15 protein-coding genes and 2 pseudogenes are annotated in these 21,021 nt (G+C 70.5%); all 17 read left to right on the forward strand.

The genetic code is table 11. From position 1 onward, the window contains the following. The first annotated feature begins 49 nt into the window (after positions 1–49). Positions 50–2,773 carry a CHAT domain-containing protein gene (locus tag NITAL_RS04885; RefSeq protein WP_157041619.1) on the forward strand — a complete coding sequence of 908 codons (2,724 nt, stop codon included), beginning with the start codon at positions 50–52 and terminating at the stop codon, positions 2,771–2,773. Further along, on the forward strand, positions 2,770–3,342 hold the full coding sequence (locus NITAL_RS04890) for an RNA polymerase sigma factor (RefSeq protein ID WP_052665031.1): 573 nt from the start codon (positions 2,770–2,772) through the stop codon (positions 3,340–3,342). The genes NITAL_RS04885 and NITAL_RS04890 overlap by 4 nt, the downstream gene beginning before the upstream one ends. Before the next feature lie 30 nt (positions 3,343–3,372). After that, positions 3,373–3,891, forward strand: coding sequence for a hypothetical protein (locus NITAL_RS04895; RefSeq protein WP_052665032.1), 519 nt, complete (start codon positions 3,373–3,375; stop codon positions 3,889–3,891). Between the two features lie 351 nt (positions 3,892–4,242). Next, a complete protein-coding gene (locus NITAL_RS04900; RefSeq protein ID WP_052665033.1) occupies positions 4,243–4,545 on the forward strand; it encodes an urease subunit gamma in 303 nt (100 codons plus the stop codon). 14 nt (positions 4,546–4,559) lie between these two features. Beyond that, a pseudogene (locus NITAL_RS29350) lies at positions 4,560–4,874 on the forward strand (urease subunit beta); the annotation flags it as partial. Between the two features lie 62 nt (positions 4,875–4,936). Continuing rightward, positions 4,937–5,083, forward strand: a pseudogene (locus NITAL_RS29355) (substrate-binding domain-containing protein); the annotation flags it as partial. A 244-nt stretch (positions 5,084–5,327) separates the two neighbouring features. Continuing rightward, on the forward strand, positions 5,328–7,022 hold the full coding sequence (gene araB, locus NITAL_RS04910; protein ID WP_052665034.1) for a ribulokinase: 1,695 nt from the start codon (positions 5,328–5,330) through the stop codon (positions 7,020–7,022). Beyond that, complete coding sequence (locus NITAL_RS04915) at positions 7,022–7,753, forward strand: L-ribulose-5-phosphate 4-epimerase (protein WP_052669431.1); 732 nt, start codon at positions 7,022–7,024, stop codon at positions 7,751–7,753. Before araB ends, NITAL_RS04915 begins: the two co-directional genes overlap by 1 nt. Then, positions 7,750–9,258 carry an L-arabinose isomerase gene (araA, locus tag NITAL_RS04920; protein ID WP_052665035.1) on the forward strand — a complete coding sequence of 503 codons (1,509 nt, stop codon included), beginning with the start codon at positions 7,750–7,752 and terminating at the stop codon, positions 9,256–9,258. The genes NITAL_RS04915 and araA overlap by 4 nt, the downstream gene beginning before the upstream one ends. A gap of 129 nt (positions 9,259–9,387) precedes the next feature. After that, entirely contained in the window at positions 9,388–10,539 is a 1,152-nt protein-coding gene (gene chvE / locus NITAL_RS04925; RefSeq protein WP_052665036.1) for a multiple monosaccharide ABC transporter substrate-binding protein, read from the forward strand. A gap of 78 nt (positions 10,540–10,617) precedes the next feature. Further along, on the forward strand, positions 10,618–12,153 hold the full coding sequence (mmsA, locus tag NITAL_RS04930) for a multiple monosaccharide ABC transporter ATP-binding protein (protein ID WP_052665037.1): 1,536 nt from the start codon (positions 10,618–10,620) through the stop codon (positions 12,151–12,153). Continuing rightward, positions 12,150–13,331: a multiple monosaccharide ABC transporter permease gene (gene mmsB / locus NITAL_RS04935; RefSeq protein ID WP_052665038.1), complete on the forward strand. Its 1,182-nt coding sequence runs from the start codon at positions 12,150–12,152 to the stop codon at positions 13,329–13,331. Before mmsA ends, mmsB begins: the two co-directional genes overlap by 4 nt. A 97-nt stretch (positions 13,332–13,428) precedes the next feature. Beyond that, positions 13,429–14,652, forward strand: a complete 1,224-nt coding sequence (locus NITAL_RS04940) for an NAD(P)/FAD-dependent oxidoreductase (protein WP_083441232.1) — start codon at positions 13,429–13,431, stop codon at positions 14,650–14,652. Further along, positions 14,652–15,137, forward strand: a complete 486-nt coding sequence (locus tag NITAL_RS04945) for a PIG-L deacetylase family protein (protein ID WP_245617717.1) — start codon at positions 14,652–14,654, stop codon at positions 15,135–15,137. The genes NITAL_RS04940 and NITAL_RS04945 overlap by 1 nt, the downstream gene beginning before the upstream one ends. A gap of 39 nt (positions 15,138–15,176) precedes the next feature. Beyond that, complete coding sequence (locus NITAL_RS04950; protein ID WP_052665040.1) at positions 15,177–15,374, forward strand: hypothetical protein; 198 nt, start codon at positions 15,177–15,179, stop codon at positions 15,372–15,374. Positions 15,375–15,608: 234 nt separating this feature from the next. After that, positions 15,609–19,082 carry a DUF7507 domain-containing protein gene (locus NITAL_RS04955; protein WP_052665041.1) on the forward strand — a complete coding sequence of 1,158 codons (3,474 nt, stop codon included), beginning with the start codon at positions 15,609–15,611 and terminating at the stop codon, positions 19,080–19,082. Continuing rightward, a partial coding sequence (locus NITAL_RS28855; RefSeq protein WP_245617718.1) for a DUF11 domain-containing protein occupies positions 19,022–21,021 on the forward strand: 2,000 nt, incomplete at its 3' end. The genes NITAL_RS04955 and NITAL_RS28855, both read left to right, overlap by 61 nt.

Below are 21,021 nucleotides of genomic sequence, written 5' to 3' on the forward strand. Positions count from 1 at the left end.
GACCCCTGTCTCGGCGTCGGACCCGTCTGCCCCTGCCTACTCTGCCACCATGACCACCCTCAGTGACGTCGATCCTGTCGACAGGCTGGTGGACGAGGCGCAGGCGGATCCGGTCGGCTACCGCCGCCGTGCTGGCGGACTGCTCACCCGCTACGCCGACGACCCGCGTGCCGTCGTCCACGTCCGTTGGGCGCTGGGCCTCGCACGACGGGAGCTCGGTGAGCTGTCTGCGGCCTGCGACGAGCTGCACGCGGCCGCCGAGCTCGCCACCGCCTCGGGCGCCGCACGGACCGCGGCGATGATCCGCTCGAGCCTGTCCGTGGTGCTCCTCCACCTCGGCGACACCGATCGAGCTCTCGCCGTGACGGACGCTGCCGCGACCGCCCTCGACGGTGTCGAGGCCGCACGCAACCACATGCAGCGCGGTCTCATCCTCCAGCGCCTGGGTCGCCAGGACGAGGCGCTCGGCGCCTACGACCGGGCCCAGCCCCAGCTGCGAACCGCAGGCGATCGAGCCGCCGAATCGCGGTTGTTGAGCAACCGCGGCGTGCTGCACGCCTACCGCGGCGAGCTGACCGCCGCCCGTGGCGACCTGGAACGTTCCGTCGAGCTGGCACGCCAGCTCGGCAGCACGCGAGCGACGGCGCTCGGACTGCAGAACCTCGGCTTCGTCGCCGGTCGGCAGGGCCACCTGCCCGATGCGCTCGCCCGGCTCGAGGAGGCCGACGGGGTGCTGCGTGAGCTCGGCGACGCACGAGCCCTGGCGGTGCTCGACGCCGACCGCGCCGAGGTACTGGCCGATGCGGGGCTCTTCGACGAAGCGATCGAGCGGGCCGAGGCAGCAGCGCGGGCGTTGAGCGGCGACGAGGTGAACGGTGCCGAGGCCGACCTCCTCATCGCACGCCTGTGTGTGCTGGGGGGCCAGCACGCCCGCGCCGCGCAGCTCGCCGACCGTGTCCGCGAGCGCTTTCGCGCCAGCGGGCGCGAGGGGTGGGAGTTGCACGCGCGCTACGTCGCGCTCGCCGCCCGGGCGAGCCAGCCCGCTCACGACGCGCGCGACCCGTCGCCCACCGGCACGTCCCGCGGTGTGGACCGGAGCCCCTCGGCCGGCATCGATGCGGCGGATCCACTGGCCGACGACCTGGAGGCCGGGGGCTGGGCGACCGAGGCGCGTGTGGCGCGGCTCGTCGCCGCGCGACAGGCGCTGGCGGCGGGCCGCCCCGACCAGGCGCGCGACATCCTCGAACACGTGCGAGGCGTCTCCCGTGGAGCGCCCGCGCTGGCCCGGGCGCAGCACTGGTACGCGACCGCGCTGGTACGGGTCGGAGCCGGCGACCGCCGCGGAGCCCGTCGAGCGGTCTCGGCCGGCCTGGACCTGCTCGACCGGTCACGGCTGGTGTTCGGATCGGCCGAACTGCGCGCTCACGCGGCCACTCACACCACCGACCTCGTGCGCCTGGCGGTCCGGCTCGCGCTGCAGGATCGCCGGCCGGCCGAAGCGCTGCGTGCGCTCGACCGCGTGCGTGCCACGGACGTCGGGGTGTCACCGCGCCCGCACGACGACCCTCGGATCGCCGACGACCTGGCCGAGTTGCGACGCCTCGATGAGCAGGAGCGTGACGCCGCCCGCGGCGGCCGGGACGCCCAACCGACCGCCAGCGCCCGCGCCCGGGTCGAGCGCCGCGTCCGCGATCGTGCCCGCGCGGTGGTCAACGAGCGTGGCGACGCGGTCGGCCTGCGGCTCGACCTTGCTGCGCTCCGTCGGACGCTGGGAGGCCGCACGCTGGCGGCCTACCTCGTCCTCGACGACGACCTGCACGTGCTGGCCGTCACCCCGCAGGCCACACGCCACCACCGGCTCGGCCCCGTCGAGGAGGTGCGGACCAGCATCGCCCACCTTCGCGCTGCGGTCCGTCGGCTGGCCTACGGCCACGGCTCCGCCGCATCGTTGGCAGCCGCCGAGGTGTCGCTCACCCGGTCGGCCGAGCAACTGGTCGGCCTGCTCGGCCTCGACCGGCTCGACCCCGACGGGCTCGTGGTCGTGCCGACGGCCGTGCTCGACGGCATGCCCTGGGCGACCCTCGCCGCGGCCATTGGTCACGTACCGGTCGTCGCCCCGTCGGCCGGCGCATGGCTGTCCGCCGCGGCCCAGCAGCGACGCGACGGGCCGGCGCTGCTGGTCGCCGGTCCGGGCCTCCCCGGCGGGGTCTCCGAGGTCAACGCTCTGGCGGCCTCCCGGCCCGATGCGAACGTGCTCGCCGGGCCCGATGCGACCGTCGCTGCCGTGCTCGCCGCGATGCAGGAAGCCAGCATCGTGCACCTCGCGGCGCACGGCGTCTTCCGGGCCGACAACCCGCTGTTCTCGTTGCTGCAGCTGACCGATGGCCCGCTGACCGTGTACGAGCTCGAGGGACTGCAGCGACTGCCGGACCTGTTCGTGCTCTCGAGCTGTGAAGGGGCCGCGACCACGACGCTGCAGGGTGACGCCGTGCTCGGGCTCAGCAGCATCCTGCTGCGACGAGGTGTCGCCTGCGTCATCGCGCCGGTGATCGAGATCCCCGACGAGGCGACCGGCCCGCTGATGGTCGACCTCCACGAGCGTCTGGCCCGCGGCGCCTCGCCACAGCGCGCACTGGCCGAAGCCATCGCCGCGCCACCGCGTGACGATCCCGCCGCGCGGGCGGTCCGAGCAGCGTTCGTCGTGGTCGGCGCTTCGCTAGCGTCCGGCGGTGAGGCTGCGGCGGACGGGGGACGCGACGAGGAGTACCGGTGACCCGATCGGACGTCGACAGGGCTGCTGTCGAGGAGCGGGTCCGCGCGGCGGCGCAGGGCAGCCAGGACGCGTTCGACGCGCTCGTCGAGCAGTTCTCGGGCCTCGTCTGGTCGGTGCTCCGCGCCCACCGGCTCGCCGACGCCGATGCGCAGGACGCCTTCCAGACCACCTGGCTACGCCTGGTCGAGCACCTCGACCGCATCCGTGAACCCCGGGCACTCGGCGGGTGGCTCGCCACCACCGCACGCCACGAATCACTCCGGCTGTTGCAGCAGGCGGACCGCAACCGCTCGGCCCCGGACGATGAGCTCGATGCCATCGAGGACGACAGCGACGGCGTCGAGGTGGCCGTCCTCGACGCCGAGCGCGACGCCGAGCTGTGGGCGGCACTCGACGAGCTCGAGGAGCGATGCCGTGCGCTGTTGCGTGTGCTCATGGCGGATCCGCCGCCGACCTACGACGAGGTGAGCGCCGCCCTCGACATCCCCGTCGGCAGCATCGGCCCCACCCGCGGCCGGTGCCTCGCCCGGCTGCGTCAGCACCTGCGCACACGAGGTATCAGCGCCTGAGGCGACGACTCCGGGTGGATAGGAGGGATCATGGACCACGACCCGCAGGGCGAGGCGCCGCCGGACGAGGAGCCCCTCGACGAGCGGCTGCTCGGTCGTCTGCGCGCAGCCGCGGCGCACCTGGACCCGGTCCCCGACGATGCCGTGCTGGCGGCGCGGTCGATGCTCGCCCACCTGCGTCTGGACGCGGAGCTCGCCGAGCTCGTCTTCGACTCGGAGGTGGACCGGCCGCTCGTCGGCCTGCGGTCGCACGCCCCCGCCGCCCGGCACGTGACCTTCGACGCCGGCTCGGCACAGATCGAGTTCGAGGTCGTCCAGGAGGGCGCACGCCGCCGGCTGGTCGGTCAGTGCGTGCCCGCGACGGAGGTGGCGCTGACGGTGTACCGCCAGGACGACCCGGGCTCGGGATCGTCCCGGGTGACGTGGGCCGAGACCGCCACAGACGAGCTCGGCCGCTTCGTCGTCGAGGTACCGGCTGGGCCGGTCAGCCTCCGCTGTGTGTGGGCCGACGGGGCGCTGACCGCGGAGACCGCGTGGGTACGCGTCTGACGCGCGCGACCGTGCGCTGAGCTCACGGTCGAATGCGAGACGTATCACCGGGCACGGCTGTCGCTCTGGAGAGGTGAGGCACCGGAGCGGGTCGCCGCCAGGGGAGACCCGAGGTGCCGGAGCGGAGCGGATGCGGGGCCGAGCTCGACCCGGAGCCGGGCAGCGAGCTGGGGGTAACACGGGGGCCGCCGATCCTGGGGAGGATCGGCTGGGGCAGGGGTCGGCGACGGACACGTCGCCGACCCCTTCATGTTCGCCCGCGGACCGCTCGACGCCGGGGCCGAGACGACGAAACGTGGTGCAACACGACCGTCGTAGGGTCGCCGCCATCGATCCGAGGAGCGGCTGGCGGTGCGACTCACCCCACACGAGCAGGAGAAGCTGCGCGTCCACGTCGCCGGGCAGGTGGCCGAGGCACGCCGCGCCAGGGGCCTGAAGCTCAACCACCCGGAAGCGGTCGCGATTCTGACCTGCTTCGTGCTCGAAGGCGCTCGCGACGGTCGGACCGTCGCCGAGCTGATGGACACCGGCCGTCGCGTCCTCACCCGCGACGACGTCATGGACGGCATCGCCGAACTCGTCGACGAGGTCCAGGTCGAGGCGACGTTCCCCGACGGTACGAAGCTCGTCACCCTGCACGACCCCATCACGTGATCGCGGAGTCGAGCGTGGACGATGTCGCCCCGGTCCGGCCCGGCGAGGTGCTGCCGGCCGATGGAACGATCGAGCTCGACGCCGGCCGGGCCACGCGTCGGCTGACGGTCGAGAACACCGGCGACCGCCCCATCCAGGTCGGCTCGCACTACCACGTCGCCGAGGCGAACCCCGCCCTCGTCTTCGACCGCGCGGCGGCGCGTGGCTTCCGCCTCGACGTCCCGGCCGGGACCTCGGTGCGCTTCGAGCCCGGCGTGACCCGTGAAGTGGATCTCGTCGCCCTCGGTGGCAGCCGCATCGTGTGGGGGCTGCGCGGTGAGACCGCTGGCGTCCCGAGGATGTCTCGCTCGTCGGTTTCGACGACGTCGAGGGGGCCGGGTTCTTCGAGCCACCGCTCACCACAGTGCGCCAGCCGTTCGCCGCGGTGGGAGAACGTTCGATCGAGGTGCTGCTCGCGGCGCTCGACGGCGCTCCCGCCTCCCGCACGTTGATCGCGCCGGAGCTGGTCGTACGTGCCTCCTGTCGGGCCGTCGGCTGAGGATCGGGTCGCGGTGGCTGCGCGCCCCGCCTCCCGCGGTGACGCCGGCGGCCGTCCGGGCGCACAGCCGAGGGCTGAGGTCCTGGTGCGAGGGGCGATGTGAGCGCTAACATCCTCGTCATGTGAGCGTTAACATCTGTTCACGTACGGCGTCAGTCAGGCCGGACGCAACGGTCCCCGACCTGGCTGGGGCCTGGCGGACCGGGAGGGCCGTCACCGCGAGCACGACGCGAGGGAGAGCTCGGTGGACCGCAACGCAGCTGTCACCGTCGGTGTCGACTACGGGACCCTCTCGGGTCGCGCGGTCGTGGTGCGCGTGCGCGACGGTCAGGAGCTGGCGAGCGCGGTCCACCCCTACCCCCACGGCGTGATGGACACGGTGCTGATCGCGGGGGACGGGCACCGCCTCCCGCCGGACTGGGCGTTGCAGGTCGCTGGGGACTACGTCGACGTCCTGCGGCACGCCGTCCCTGCCGCCATCGACGCCGCCGGGATCGATCCCGCCCAGGTGATCGGCATCGGTACCGACTTCACCGCGTGCACGATGGTGCCGACCACGGCGGACGGCACCCCGCTCAGCGAGCTGCCGGCCTTCACCGACCGGCCCCACGCCTACGTCAAGCTCTGGAAGCACCACGCCGCGCAGGGCCAGGCCGATCGCATCACCGCGCTGGCCCACGCCCGCGGCGAGGACTGGATCAGCCGGTACGGCGGCGCGATCTCCTCCGAGTGGGAGTTCGCCAAGGGCCTCCAGCTGCTCGAGGAGGACCGCGAGGTCTACGACGCCACCGAGCACTGGGTCGAGGCGGCCGACTGGATCGTCTGGCAGCTCACGGGGCGCTACGTGCGCAACGCCTGCAGCGCCGGCTACAAGGGGATCCTCCAGGACGGTGCCTACCCCTCCCGCGGGTTCCTCGCCGACCTCCACCCCGACTTCGCCGACTTCGCCGACACCAAGGTCGCCCACGAGATCGGGCAGCTCGGCCAGCTCGCCGGTCGGCTGACCGCGGACGCGGCGGCCTGGACGGGACTGCCCGAGGGCATCGCCGTCGCGGTCGGCAACGTCGACGCGCACGTGACGGCCGCCGCCGCGAACGCCGTGGAACCCGGTCAGATGGTGGCGATCATGGGGACCTCGACCTGTCACGTGATGAACGGCGACCGGCTGGCGGCCGTGCCCGGCATCTGCGGTGTGGTCGACGGCGGCATCCTCGAGGGGTACTGGGGCTACGAAGCCGGTCAGTCCGGCGTCGGTGACATCTTCGGTTGGTACGTCGATCACCAGGTCCCGGCCTCCTACGCCACCACCGCCGCGGAGCGGGGCATCTCGCTCCACGAGCTGCTGACCGAGCTCGCCGCCGCGCAGCCCGTCGGTGCCCACGGGCTCGTGGCCCTGGATTGGCACTCGGGCAACCGGTCGGTGCTGGTGGACCACGAACTGTCCGGGCTGCTGGTCGGGGCCAGCCTCGCCACGCGGGCCGAGGACGTCTACCGAGCGTTGCTGGAGGCCACGGCGTTCGGGACGCGGACCATCGTCGAGGCGTTCCGAGAGGCCGGCGTCCCGGTGACCGAGCTGATCGTCGCCGGTGGCCTGCTCAAGAACCGCTTCCTGATGCAGCTGTACGCCGACGTCACCCGGCTCCCGCTGTCGACGATCACCTCGGACCAGGGGCCGGCGCTCGGCTCTGCGATCCACGCGGCGGTCGCTGCAGGTGCCTACCGCGACGTCCGCGAAGCTGCCCGGTCGATGGGTCGACGCGTGGTCGCGGCCTACACCCCCGACGAGGACGCCGCGTTGCGCTACGACGCCCTGTACGCCGAGTACACCGCGCTCCACGACCACTTCGGTCGCGGCGGCAACGACGTGATGCGCCGGTTGAAGGCGATCCGCCGCGACGCGCTGAGCGCGCCAGCTGCCGCTCCCGCGGAGGTGGCGTGATGACCGTCCGGCTGACCGACCTCGACGGCGACGCCCAGCAGCGGGTGGCGGCGGCGCGGGAACGGGTGGCCGCGCTGCACGCCGAGCTGCCCCGGAACGGCCTGGTGGTGTGGACCGCGGGTAACGTCTCCGAGCGGGTCGCGGACCTCGAGCTGTTCGTGATCAAGCCGTCCGGGGTCTCCTACGACGAGCTCGACGCCGACCGCATGGTGGTGTGCGACCTCGACGGCACGAAGATCGAGGACGGCACGCCCGCCCAGCTCCGACCGTCCTCGGACACCGCCGCCCACGCCTACGTCTACCGCCACATGCCCGAGGTCGGCGGCGTCGTGCACACCCACTCGCCGTACGCGACGGCCTGGGCCGCACGCGGTGAGCCGGTGCCGTGCGTGCTGACGGCGATGGCCGACGAGTTCGGTGGCGACATCCCCGTCGGGCCGTTCGCGCTCATCGGGGACGACTCCATCGGTCGCGGCATCGTCGACACGCTGCGCGGATCGCGGTCCCCGGCCGTGCTCATGCGCAGCCACGGGCCGTTCACCATCGGACGCGATGCACGGGCGGCGGTCAAGGCTGCGGTGATGTGCGAGGACGTCGCCCGCACGGTGCACCTCGCCCGCCAGCTCGGCCAGCCCCTCGAGATCGCGGCGTCGGACATCGACGCGCTGCACGACCGCTACCAGCACGTCTACGGCCAGCCCCAGGGTCTGCCCGAGGAGCCGCCGGTATGAGGGATCCGTTCGCCGGCAACGAGATCTGGTTCCTGACCGGGAGCCAGGACCTGTACGGACCCGAGACGCTCCAGCAGGTCGCCGAACAGTCGCAGCAGGTCGCCGGGTACCTCGACGCTGCGGACGACGTCCCGGTTCGGATCATGTGGAAGCCGGTGCTCAAGGACCGGGACGCCATCCGCCGGGCCGCCCTCGACGCCAACAGCGACGACCGTTGCCTCGGGGTCGTGGCGTGGATGCACACCTTCTCTCCGGCCAAGATGTGGATCCTCGGGCTGGACGCGCTGCGCAAGCCCCTCCTGCACCTGCACACCCAGGCCAACGTCGAGCTGCCGTGGGCGGACCTCGACATGGACTTCATGAACCTCAACCAGGCCGCCCACGGTGACCGGGAGTTCGGCTACCTCGCCACCCGACTGGCGATCGCCCGCAAGACCGTGGTGGGCCACGCGACCTCCCCGCTGGTGCAGGCGAAGGTCGGCAGCTGGGCGCGTGCTGCTGCCGGCTGGCACGCCGTCCAGCAGCTGCGGCTGGCCCGGTTCGGCGACAACATGCGCAACGTCGCGGTGACCGAGGGCGACAAGACGGAGGCCGAGCTGCGGTTCGGCGTGTCGGTCAACACCTGGGGCGTCAACGACCTCGTCGAAGCGGTCGACGCCGCCAGCGAGGCCGACGTCGATGCGCTGGTCGCCGAGTACGACACGCTCTACGACGTGGCTCCCGAGCTCGGCAAGGACGGCGCGCGGCGGGACTCGCTGCGGTACGGCGCCCGGATCGAGCTCGGGCTGCGGTCCTTCCTCGAGGCGGGCGGGTTCGAGGCGTTCACCACCAACTTCGAGGACCTCGGGGGGTTGCGCCAGCTGCCGGGCCTCGCGGTGCAGCGCCTCATGGCCGACGGCTACGGGTTCGGCGCCGAGGGCGACTGGAAGACGGCCCTGCTCGTGCGCGCGGCGAAGGTCATGGGCTACGGCCTGCCCGGTGGTGCCTCCCTGATGGAGGACTACACCTACGAGCTCAGCCCGGGTCGCGAGAAGATCCTCGGTGCGCACATGCTCGAGATCTGTCCCTCGCTGACCACCGCCAGGCCCCGCCTCGAGATCCACCCCCTCGGCATCGGGGACCGCGAGGACCCGGTCCGGCTGGTGTTCGACACCGACCCGGGCCCGGGGCTCGTGGTCGCCATGTCGGACCTGCGCGACCGCTTCCGGCTGACCGCCAACGTCGTCGACGTGGTGCCTGGTGACGCCGAGCTGCCGAACCTGCCCGTCGCGCGGGCGGTGTGGCAACCGCACCCGGACCTGGCCACCTCCGCCGAGTGCTGGCTCACCGCCGGGGCAGCGCACCACACCGTCCTGACCACGGCGCTCGAGCCCTCGGTCTTCGAGGACCTCGCCGAGATCGCCGGCGTCGAGCTGGCGATCATCGATCGCGACACGACCACCCGCGGCTTCGCCAAGGAGCTGCGCTGGAACCAGGCGTACTACCGGTTGGCAGGAGGGGTGTGATCCGACGCTGAGACCCACGTCCTCCGCTGACCAGCGGTGGCGATCCGCCTCGACCGGTGCCTGCTCGGCCGAGGACCACGGGACCCGACCGGGCCCCGTCCGCAGCAGGCACATCTAGGGAGAAGCACGATGCGCAACAAGATGGTCCGAACGATGGCGGCAGGGCTCGTCCTCGCCCTCGGCCTCGCCGCGTGCAGCGGCGACGGCGCGGGCGGCGGCGATGCAGGTGAGGCCAGTGCAGAACCCGGCGGCGACGGTGGCCTGATCGGTGTGGCGATGCCCACCGAGACCTCGGAGCGGTGGATCGCCGACGGCGCCGCCGTCAAGGAGGGTCTCGAGGAGGCCGGGTACGAGGTGTCGCTGCAGTTCGCTGCCGACGACATCCCGACCCAGTCGCAGCAGATCGACCAGATGATCACCCAGGGTGTCGAAGCCCTGATCATCGCGGCCATCGACGGCACTGCGCTCGCTGGTCAGCTGCAGGCGGCCGCGGACGCGGGCATCCCGGTCATCTCCTACGACCGGCTGATCCGTGACAGCGAGCACGTCGACTTCTACGTGACGTTCGACAACTACCAGGTCGGGGTCCAGCAGGCGACGTCGCTGCTGGTCGGCCTCGGGGTGCTGAACGAGGACGGTTCCGACGGCGACGCCGAGGGTCCGTTCAACGTGGAGCTGTTCGCCGGATCGCTCGATGACAACAACGCCCACTTCTTCTGGGACGGTGCCATCGACACCCTCCAGCCCTACCTGGACGCAGGGACCCTGGAGGTCCCCTCGGGCCAGACCGACATCGAGCAGGCCGCCACCCTCCGGTGGAGCCAGGAGACCGCCCAGAAGCGGATGGAGGACCTGCTCACCGCGGCGTACGCCGGCGACACCGAGCTCCACGGCGTGCTCTCGCCCTACGACGGCATCTCGCGCGGCATCATCACCGCGCTGACGAACGCCGGCTACGGGCCGACCACGGCGGACGGCATGCCGATCGTCTCCGGTCAGGACGCCGAGATCGCCTCGGTCAAGCTGATCGCCGACGACGTCCAGTTCGCCACGATCTTCAAGGACACCCGCAAGCTCGCCGTCCAGGCGGTCATCGCGGCGCAGGCCTACCTGTCCGGTGAGGAGCCGGAGGCCAACGACACCGAGACCTACGAGAACGGTGTCAAGGTCGTCCCGTCGTTCCTGCTCGAATCCGACATCGTCTACGCGGGCAACATCGCGGAGCTGCTCGTCGACTCCGGGTACTACACCGACGCGCAGGTCGAGGCGGGTCAGGCCTGACCAGCTGGCCGTGGGGGCGGGAGGACGACCTGCCCGCCCCCACGGCTCCCACCCGCCGCTCCCAGAAGGAGGTGAGGCATGGGCCACATCCTCGAGATGCGCGAGATCACGAAGACGTTCCCCGGGGTCAAGGCCCTCGAGGACGTCAACCTCACCGTCGCGCGAGGTGAGATCCACGCGATCTGCGGCGAGAACGGCGCCGGGAAGTCCACCCTGATGAACGTCCTGTCGGGCGTCTACCCCGCCGGCACCTACACCGGCGAGATCGTGTTCGACGGCGAGCCCGTCGAGCACCAGTCGATCAACGACTCCGAGGCGCTCGGGATCGTGATCATCCACCAGGAGCTCGCGCTCATCCCGCACCTCTCGGTGGCGGAGAACATCTTCCTCGGCAACGAGCAGTCGCGCCGCGGCGTCATCGACTGGCACGAGACCAACCGCATGGCCGGCGAGCTGCTCCAGCGCGTCGGCCTCGACGAGAACCCGACGACGCCGGTCGGTCAGCTCGGCGTGGGCAAGCAGCAGCTGATCGAGATCGCCAAGGCCCTGTCGAAGGACGTCAAGCTCCTGATCCTCGACGAGCCGACCGCCGCGCTCAACGATCAGGACTCGGCCCACCTGCTCGGCCTCCTCCGTCAGCTGCGGGCCGAGGGCATCACCTGCATCATGATCTCGCACAAGCTGAACGAACTGCTCGAGATCGCGGACGCGACCACGATCATCCGCGACGGGCGGACGATCGAGACCCTCGACATGTCCGACCCCGACTCGAACCAGCGTCGGATGATCCGCGGGATGGTGGGCCGCGACATCGACAGCCTCTACCCGGAGCGTCAGGCGACGCTCGGTGAGGAGGTCTTCCGGGTCGAGGACTGGACCGTCATGCACCCCACCCAGGCGGGCCGGGTGATCGTCGAGGGCGCCAACCTGTCGGTCCGAGCCGGCGAGATCGTCGGCATCGCCGGGTTGATGGGTGCCGGCCGGACCGAGCTGGCCATGAGCATCTTCGGCCGCACCTACGGCCGCGACGTGTCGGGCCAGGTCTACATGCACGGCCAGCAGGTCGACACCCACACCGTCGACGCGGCCATCAGCCACGGCATCGCCTACGCCACCGAGGACCGCAAGCGCTACGGCCTGAACCTCATCGAGGACATCCGGCGCAACATCAGCGCATCGGCGCTCGGCAAGCTGTCGCACAACGGCTGGGTCGACGGCAACCAGGAGATCGCCGTCGCCGAGCGCTACCGCCGCGACCTCGACATCCGCGCACCATCCGTGATGTCGGTCGTGGGCAAGCTGTCCGGCGGCAACCAGCAGAAGGTCGTGCTGAGCAAGTGGCTCTACACCGACCCCGAGCTGCTGATCCTCGACGAGCCCACGCGCGGCATCGACGTCGGGGCCAAGTTCGAGATCTACACGATCGTGAACCGACTCGCGGAGGCTGGGAAGGCGGTGCTGGTCATCTCCTCGGAGCTGCCGGAGCTGCTCGGCATCTGCGACCGCATCTACACGCTGTCCGCCGGCCGGATCACCGGTGAGCTGCCCGCCGCCGAGGCGACGCAGGAACGGCTCATGGAACTGATGACGATGGTGAAGGACGAGGTCTCATGACGGCGCTGCTCAACATCAAGGAGCTCGTGACGGGCAACCTGCGTCAGAGCGGGATCTACGTCGCGTTCGTCGCGATCGTCGCGTTCTTCGCCGTCCTGACCAGCGGGGTGCTGCTGAGTCCGGGCAACCTCAGCAACATCGTCCTGCAGTACTCCTACATCCTGATCCTCGCCATCGGGATGGTCATCGTGATCATCGGCGGGCACATCGACCTGTCGGTGGGGTCGGTGGTGGCCTTGACCGGTGCGGTGTCGGCCGTGCTGGTGATCCAGCAGGGGTTCCCCTGGTGGGTCGGCGTGCTCGGTGCCATCGGGACCGGTCTGCTGGTGGGGGCCTGGCAGGGGTTCTGGGTCGCCTACGTCGGGATCCCGGCGTTCATCGTCACCCTCGCCGGGATGCTCATCTTCCGCGGGCTGACCCTCCAGGTGCTGGGGAACATCTCGCTGTCGCCGTTCCCGGCCGAGTACCAGCGCATCGCCAGCGGGTTCATCAACGGCCTGCTCGGCGGGGACGGCTTCGACGTCTTCACCGTCGTCATCGGGGCGGTCGCCGTCGCGGGCTACGCGGTCAACGCCTACCGGAACCGTCGTCGCCGCATCGAGTACGACCAGCCGGTCCCGACTTTCCCGCTGTTCGCCCTGCAGATCGCCCTCATCGGCACCGTCGTCATGGCGTTCGCCTACCAGCTGTCGCGCAGCCGTGGTCTGCCCATCGTGCTGATCCTGCTCGCCGTGCTGATCCTGGTGTACGTCGCGGTCACCAAGAAGAGCGTCTTCGGCCGCCACGTCTACGCCATCGGCGGCAACCTCAGCGCCGCCAAGCTGTCGGGCGTGAAGGTCAAGAAGGTCAACTTCTGGATCTTCGTCAACATGGGGTTCCTCGCCGGGATCGCCGGGGTCGTCTACTCGGCGCGCTCCAACGGGGCGCAGCCCGCCGCGGGCAACATGTTCGAGCTCGATGCGATCGCGGCGGTCTTCATCGGCGGCGCGGCGGTCACCGGTGGTGTCGGCACCGTCGTCGGCGCGATCGTCGGCGGTCTGATCATGGGCACGATGGCCAACGGCATGCAGCTGATGGGCGTCAACCAGTCGCTCCAGGCCGTCGTTCGCGGGCTCGTGCTGCTCCTCGCGGTGGCCTTCGACGTCTACAACAAGCGGCGCGCCGCCGGCGGCGGCTGAGGTAGGTGACGGCACCTTCCGATGTGGGTGGCGGTCGCCGACGTGTCCGGGTGCTCCGGCCGCGACGGTGGTCGCCATCCGACACCGGAGCGCTGCCGTGCCGCCCACCGACCGCTACGACGCCATCGTGGTGGGTGCCCGCGTCGCGGGTGCCTCGACCGCCATGCTGCTCGCCCGTTCCGGCCTGCGGGTCCTGGTCGTCGACCGCGACCGGTACGGCAGCGACACCCTGTCCACGCATGCGCTCATGCGCGGCGGGGTGCTGCAGCTCAGCAGGTGGGGGCTGCTGGACGAGCTCGTCGCGGCCGGCACACCGCCCGTCCACCGCACCGTCCTGCGCTACGGCACGACGGAGGAGACGGTCGAGGTGCAACCCGGGCCGCACGTGCCGGCCCTGTTCGCGCCCCGACGCACGGTGCTCGACCGGCTCCTGGTCGACGCTGCGGTCCGCGCCGGCGCCGAGGTCCGCTTCCGCACGTGCCTGACCGACCTGCTGCGCGACGACGACGGCCGCGTGGTCGGCATCGAGGCTCGAGGTGAGGACGGCGAACGCTGGACCGCGACCGCGCCGGTGACGATCGGCGCCGACGGCATCCGCTCCCTCGTCGCCCGACAGGTCGGGGCCGGGACGTACGCCGCCGGCGTGCACGCCAGCGCGATGGTCGTCGGTCACTGGTCCGGCGTCGACGTCGACGGGTACCACGTGCGGTACGGCCCCGGGGCTGCAGCCGGGCTGATCCCGACCAACGACGGACGGGCGTGCTGCTGGGTCGCGACCCCCGCCGCCGGGTTCACCGACCAGCGTCGAGAGCCGGCCCTCGGCATGACCGGCGTGCTCGGCGTCCTCGCCCCCGACTGGGCCGACGCCCTGGACGCGGGCGTACGGCACGGGCCCATCCGCGGCTTCGCTGGCGTACCCGGCTACCTCCGCCAACCCTGGGGGCGCGGTTGGGCCTTGGTCGGCGACGCCGGGTTCTTCAAGGATCCCCTCACCACGCACGGCATGACCGACGCCCTGCGGGACGCCGAGCTCCTGGCCCGGGCCGTCGTGGGTGCTGCCGGCAGCGCGCGTGCCCTGGACGCAGCCCTCGCCGGGTACCACGACACCCGCGACCGCTTCGCCGGCGAGCTGCTGCGGCTCTCCGACGCGATCGCCGCGTACGACTGGGAGCCGGGCGAGCTGCGAGGGATGTTCCTCGACGTCAGCGCCGCGGTCCGTCCCGAGCTCACCCACCTCCTCGGTCTCGACGCCCCTACGGAGGCCGACGTGCTGACCGCGGGTGCCGGCGCGGGCGGTCGCGGGCGGGGCGGGGCAGCGTGATGCTCGACACCGACGACCTCGGCACCATCCTCGGCGTCTGGGCGCACCCGGACGACGAAGCCTTCCTCTCCGCCGGACTGATGGCCCGGGCGGTCGACCGCGGCCACCGGGGCGCGTGCGTCACCGCGACCCCGGGCGAGCGCGGCACGTCCGATCCGGCGGCGTGGCCGCCGGAGCGCCTCGGACGGCGACGGGCGCTCGAGCTGCGGGCGTCGCTCGCGGCGGCCGGCGTCACCGATCACCGGTTCCTCGGGTACGTCGACGGCACGCTCGACCAGGCGGACGACCGGAACGGCACCGACCGGATCGCGGCGGCCCTGGCGGCGGTCGAGCCGGACACGGTAGTGACCTTCGGGCCGGACGGCGCGACCGGGCACCTCGACCACGCGGCGGTCTCGCGCTGGGCCACGCGGGCGGTCGTCGGCGCGGCTCGTCCGCCCCGGTTGCTGTACGCCACGACGACCGCCGAGTTCACCCGGCGGTAGCCAACCGTCAACGGGGACCTCGGCGCCTTCGGTGAGGGGTTGCCGCTCGAGACGCCGGCGGACGAGGTGGTGCTCGAGGTCCGCCTCGACGGCGACGAACTCGACCCCGCTGCGTGCCCCCACCCTGCGCCGCGCCGCGCCGCGCTGCTGGTGCTCTACCTGGCACACGGTGCGGGGCCGCGGGGGTTCGTCCTCACCGACGTCTTGGCGACGGCCGTCCCCGCTGCGGCTAGGTAGCGGACGCGGAGCGTGTCACTGTCTGTGGTGGAACAACCACTGGACGTGAGATTTGGTGCGGCTTACGATCCCGCGCAAACGCGGGTCCAACGGGGGCGCGCGGGGGAGAAGAGCCAGATGAGCACTGCGTCCCAGGCCGGTCGGCGACCGGCACGACTCAGCCGTGGCCGGAAGCGTGGCGGCCCCCTTCTCGCCAGGCGACGTCGGCCCGGTTCGGGCTCGGAAGGGGCGACGGTGGCGTTCAAGTGCCTCCTGGTGACCGTCGTCCTGGGCCTCCTGCACGGGCTGGTCGGCTTGGGTGCTCTTGCCTCGCATGCGCAGGCGAACCCGGTGTACGAGATCACGGCACGCTGGGCGGACGGGGAGCTGACGCAGGCTCGGTCGGGCGAGTCGGTGGTGTCGGAGTGGCGGATCAGCGTCAACGATGACGCGGCAGCGCCATCGAATGATCCAGTCGATGACGTGACGTTCACGGTGACGGCGACCAACGGCGTGTTCACTTCGATCCCCGGCCCCTGCCTGACCGAGGAGGTGACGACACCCTCGTCGATCTCCGCCGACGGCACGGCGCTCACGTGCAACCTCGGCACGCTGAACATGGGCACTGCCGTCGTCGCGCAGATCCCGGTCGTCGTCGACGGCGCGGTCGGCGACGAGCTGGGCCTGTCTGGTGACATCGGGGAGCTCACGGCGTCGCCGGACACGACGATCCAGATCACGGGTGACTTCGGGATGGACATCACCTGGCAGAACCCGACCTCGTGGGCCCGGTGGTTGAACAACGACACGACGATCCGGGTCGACTACCAGTGGACGCTGAACCTGCTGAACGGCAGCGAGGCCGGCCCGAACTCGGTCTCGTACACGCTCGACCTCGACCCGAGTACCGGCGGGACCATCACCGCGCTCGCGTGCGTGCCGTTCCAGTTCGACATGGCGTCCGGGCACCCGTGGTCAGCAGGCGATTTCCCGCCCGAGCAGACCGCGCCGTACGTGGACACCTGCACGCTGACCTCGACCGGGGTGGCGAACCAGTTCACGATGACGCTGACCGGGATCGACTACTCCCTGACGCAGGTCCCGACGATGGACTCGGGCGGCAACCTCCTTCCGACCGATCGCTCCGCCATCGCCAGCGGCCGGATCGTCTTCGACATGCCGGCCACCACCGCCGGCAGCATCAGCTTGACCTCCTCGACGCCGACGTACACGTCGGTGTCGGGCGCGACCTACACCGATGACGGTGGCAACAACACCGTGTCCAAGACGTTCGCCCTCCCCGGCGGTTGGGCGTCGGCGTACATGCGGGTGCACACCGGCCAGGGGGGCACGAACTGGGACTACACGTACTGGGCGGCACCCGGCACGACGCTCTCCGTGAACAACCACAGTCGGCTCCACACGAACTCGAACAACCTCGGCCTGCAGATGCAGCAGTGCACGGTACTCGACACCAACTACGTCACCTACTCGGATACGAATCCGCACGTTCCGGGCACCAGCAATGAGGACGGAACCGGCCGCCACCTCGGAGACGGCACTGGCCGGTGGATCGACGGTGAGTTCGAGTACACGAGGTGGTACTACGTCGGCAACCACGGGTCGGTCACGCCGGGGTCGGCGACCTACGACCCCGAGACGTTCGCCGCGAACTGCGAGCTGGACCCGGGCGGCTGGACCACCACGCTCCCGGCCGACCTGAGCACGGTCAAGGCAGTGCGCTTGTCGTACCAGATCACGGGGGATCTGTACGAGTTCCACTCCATCGTCATGCGGACCTACCCGACCATCAAGGCGGACGCGCCGGTCGGGCAGGACATCTGGCAGTTCAGCTCGTACAGGCTCGGCACCAACGCCTGGAACTACAACACCACCCAGGTCATCACTCCCACGCCCGGCGCGCGGTATCCACATACGAACGCATGGCGTGACGTGGTCCGGGTCGCCGGTGTGGAGCCGTACCTGGAGAAGAGCGTCGACCGTGCGGTCGTGCAGGTCGGCGAGCCGTTCGTGTACACGATCGGGTACGCCGCGAACGGCGACGCGGCGGCTCCCGAGACGGTGGACGGGTTCACGATCGTGGACATGTTGCCGCTCGGGGTGGAGTACGTGCCCGGTTCCTCGTCGATCGGCGAGCCGACGATCACGGTCCACGACTCGGGCCGTCAGGTGTTGACGTGGACCCTCGACGGGGTGCCGACCAACCAGTTGCACGCCTTCACGTTCCAGGCGGTCGCGACGGAGGACGCCCCGACGGGAGTGATCCTGCGGAACCGGGTGGACGCATCGCTCGACGGGCTGAACGCGATCCCGAAGGTTGCCGACGTCACACTGTCGGAGAGCGGTTCGACGACGATCGGGAAGACCGCGGATCAGGCGTACATCCCGAACCTCGACGGTGACGGTGTGGGGACCGGGTCGTGGACGGTGACGTTGCGTTCCTACGACACCGAGACGCAGGACTTCACCGACACGATCGACATCCTCCCGTACAACGGCGACGAGCGCGGCACCGACTTCACCGGCACGTACACGCTGACCGGGGTGACCGCGCTGCCGGGTGCGACGGTGTACTACACGACCGCGGATCCGGCGACGCTCAGCGATGACCCGGCCGACCCGTCGAACGGGTCGCCCGGGGACGTGACCGGGAACACGGTGGGGTGGACCACCGTGTTCACCCCCGATGCGACCGCGGTGCGGGTCATCGGCCCCGAGCTCGCTCCTGGCGAGACGCAGTCGTTCACGATCACGATCGCCACGAGCGGTGCGACGGGCGGCGATGTGCTCGTGAACCGGGCGCACGGCCGCACCGAGCACACCGAGCTTTCGATGCTGACCTCGTCGCTGACGTCGGTGGCGAACTACTACTCGGCGTCGCTGAAGAAGTACGTGCAGGACGCAGACGGGGTGTGGCGTGACGCGGAGGTCGTCGAGGACTACCCGTCGTTCATCGTCGGCGACGAGGTCACGTACCTGATCACCGTGGAGAACACCGGTGAGGGCACGCTCACGGGCATCGTCGTCGACGACGACCGGTACCCGGAGGAGGGTGGGTTCACGATCGACACGCTCGCCCCGGGCGAGACCGCCTCACACGAGTTCACGGTGGTCGCCACGGAGGAGATGCAGGAGCTCTCGCCGTGGGTGAACGTGGCGTCGGCTTCGGCGGACATCCCGGAGGACTCCGAGGTCGCGCCGACGATCAACGTCGACCAGGCCGGCATCGAGATCGAGGCGCAGGCTCCGGAGCTAACGCTGGTCAAGTCGGCCGAGGTGGTCGATGTCAACGGCAACGCTCTGACCGATGCCGGGGACGAGATCTGGTACTCGTTCACCGTGACCAACGACGGCAACGTCACCCTCACCGACGTCAGTGTCGATGACCCGTTGTTGGCCGATGCGGGGATCACCATCACCTGTGACCCGACGACGCTGTTGCCGGGCGACTCGGTGGTGTGCACGGCGGATGCCGCGTATGTGATCACCCAGGCCGATGTGGATGCTGGTGCGGTGGAGAACGTCGCGATCGGGATGCGACCGCGCCGGATGGGAGTTCGGTCGTCTCCAACGAGAGCAGCACGGTGGTGCCCACCGATCAGGTGGCGGCGATCGATCTGGTCAAGACCGCGGATGCGGCCGAGCTGGTGGCGGGTGAGACGGTCACCTACACCTTCACGGCGACCAACATCGGCAACGTCACGTTGACCGACGTGGTGATCAGCGAGACCTCGTTCTCCGGGTCGGGTGAGATCTCGGAGTTGACGTGTGACCCGGACCAGCCGGCCACCCTTGCTCCGACGGAGTCGATCACCTGTACTGCGTCGTATGTGGTGACCCAGGCCGATGTGGATGCCGGACAGGTCCACAACCAGGCGAGCGTGTCGGGGGTCGATCCGGACGGTGAGACGGTCACCGACACGGACACTGCTGATGTGCCGGCGGTGCAGGTCCCCGCGGCGTCGCTGGTCAAGTCGGCTGAGGTGGTCGATGTCAACGGCAACGCTCTGACCGATGCCGGGGACGAGATCTGGTACTCGTTCACCGTGACCAACGACGGCAACGTGACGCTGACCGAGGTCAGCGTCGATGACCCGCTGCTGGCGGCGAACTCGATCACGATCACCTGTGACCCGACGACCCTGGCGCCGGGCGAGTCGGTGGTGTGCACCGCGGATGCCGCGTATGTGATCACCCAGGCCGATGTGGATGCTGGTGCGGTGTTGAACACCGCGATCGCGGATGCGACCGCGCCGGATGGGAGTTCGGTCGTTTCGAACGAGAGCAGCACGGTGGTGCCCACCGATCAGGTGGCGGCGATCGATCTGGTCAAGACCGCGGATGCGGCCGAGCTGGTGGCGGGTGAGACGGTCACCTACACCTTCACGGCGACCAACATCGGCAACGTCACGTTGACCGATGTCAGCATCGTGGATGATGTGGCGGCGTTCACCGGGTCGGGTGAGATCTCGGAGTTGACGTGTGACCCGGACCAGCCGGCCACGTTGGCCCCGGGTGAGCAGCTGACCTGCACCGCGACCTATGTGGTCACCCAGGCCGATGTGGATGCGGGGCAGGTCCACAACCAGGCGGACGTGTCGGGTCTCGATCCGGACGGCGGGATGGTCACCGATGCGGACACTGCTGATGTGCCGGGCGAGCTGGCTCCGGCCTACACGTTGGTCAAGTCGGCTGAGGTGGTCGATGTCAACGGCAACGCTCTGACCGATGCCGGGGACGAGATCTGGTACTCGTTCGAGCTGGTCAACACCGGCAACGTCACCCTCACTGAGGTGAGCGTCGATGACCCGCTGCTGGCCGATGCGGGGATCACGATCACGTGTGACCCGACGACCCTGTTGCCGGGCGAGTCGGTGGTGTGCACCGCAGATGCGGCGTATGTGATCACCCAGGCGGATGTGGATGCGGGCGGGGTGCACAATGTGGCGACCGGTTCGGTCCAGGTCCCGCCAGGCTCACCCGAACCGGAGGACCCCACCGACGAGAACCTGGTGCCCACCGATCAGGTGGCGGGGATCGATCTGGTCAAGTCTGCGGATGCGACCGAGCTGGTGGCGGGTGAGACGGTCACCTACACCTTCACGGCGACCAACATCGGCAACGTCACGTTGACCGACGTGGTGATCAGCGAGACCTCGTTCACCGGGTCGGGTGAGATCTCGGAGCTGTCGTGTGACCCGGACCAGCCGGCCGTCTTGTTGCCGGGTGAGCAGCTGACCTGCACCGCGACCTATGTGGTCACCCAGGCCGATGTGGATGCGGGGCAGGTCCACAACCAGGCGGACGTGTCGGGTCTCGATCCGGATGGCGGGATGGTCACCGATGCGGACACTGCTGATGTGCCGGGCGAGCTGGTTCCGGCCTACACGTTGGTCAAGTCGGCTGAGGTGGTCGATGTCAACGGCAACGCTCTGACCGATGCCGGGGACGAGATCTGGTACTCGTTCGAGCTGGTCAACACCGGCAACGTGACCTTGACCGAGGTCAGTGTCGATGACCCGCTGCTGGCGGCGAACTCGATCACGATCACGTGTGACCCGACGACCCTGTTGCCGGGCGAGTCGGTGGTGTGCACCGCAGATGCGGCGTATGTGATCACCCAGGCGGATGTGGATGCGGGCGGGGT

Origin of the sequence: Nitriliruptor alkaliphilus DSM 45188 (genome assembly GCF_000969705.1) — a bacterium.
Taxonomy (GTDB): Bacteria; Actinomycetota; Nitriliruptoria; order Nitriliruptorales; family Nitriliruptoraceae; genus Nitriliruptor; species Nitriliruptor alkaliphilus.

Bases quoted from the DNA above. Each gene is read 5' to 3' on its own strand.
- chvE (WP_052665036.1), top strand. From the start codon at position 9,388: ATGCGCAACAAGATGGTCCGAACGATGGCGGCAGGGCTCGTCCTCGCC.
- mmsB (WP_052665038.1), top strand. From the start codon at position 12,150: ATGACGGCGCTGCTCAACATCAAGGAGCTCGTGACGGGCAACCTGCGT.
- NITAL_RS04895 (WP_052665032.1), top strand. From the start codon at position 3,373: ATGGACCACGACCCGCAGGGCGAGGCGCCGCCGGACGAGGAGCCCCTC.
- NITAL_RS04885 (WP_157041619.1), top strand. From the start codon at position 50: ATGACCACCCTCAGTGACGTCGATCCTGTCGACAGGCTGGTGGACGAG.
- araA (WP_052665035.1), top strand. From the start codon at position 7,750: ATGAGGGATCCGTTCGCCGGCAACGAGATCTGGTTCCTGACCGGGAGC.
- NITAL_RS04915 (WP_052669431.1), top strand. From the start codon at position 7,022: ATGACCGTCCGGCTGACCGACCTCGACGGCGACGCCCAGCAGCGGGTG.
- NITAL_RS04945 (WP_245617717.1), top strand. From the start codon at position 14,652: ATGCTCGACACCGACGACCTCGGCACCATCCTCGGCGTCTGGGCGCAC.
- mmsA (WP_052665037.1), top strand. From the start codon at position 10,618: ATGGGCCACATCCTCGAGATGCGCGAGATCACGAAGACGTTCCCCGGG.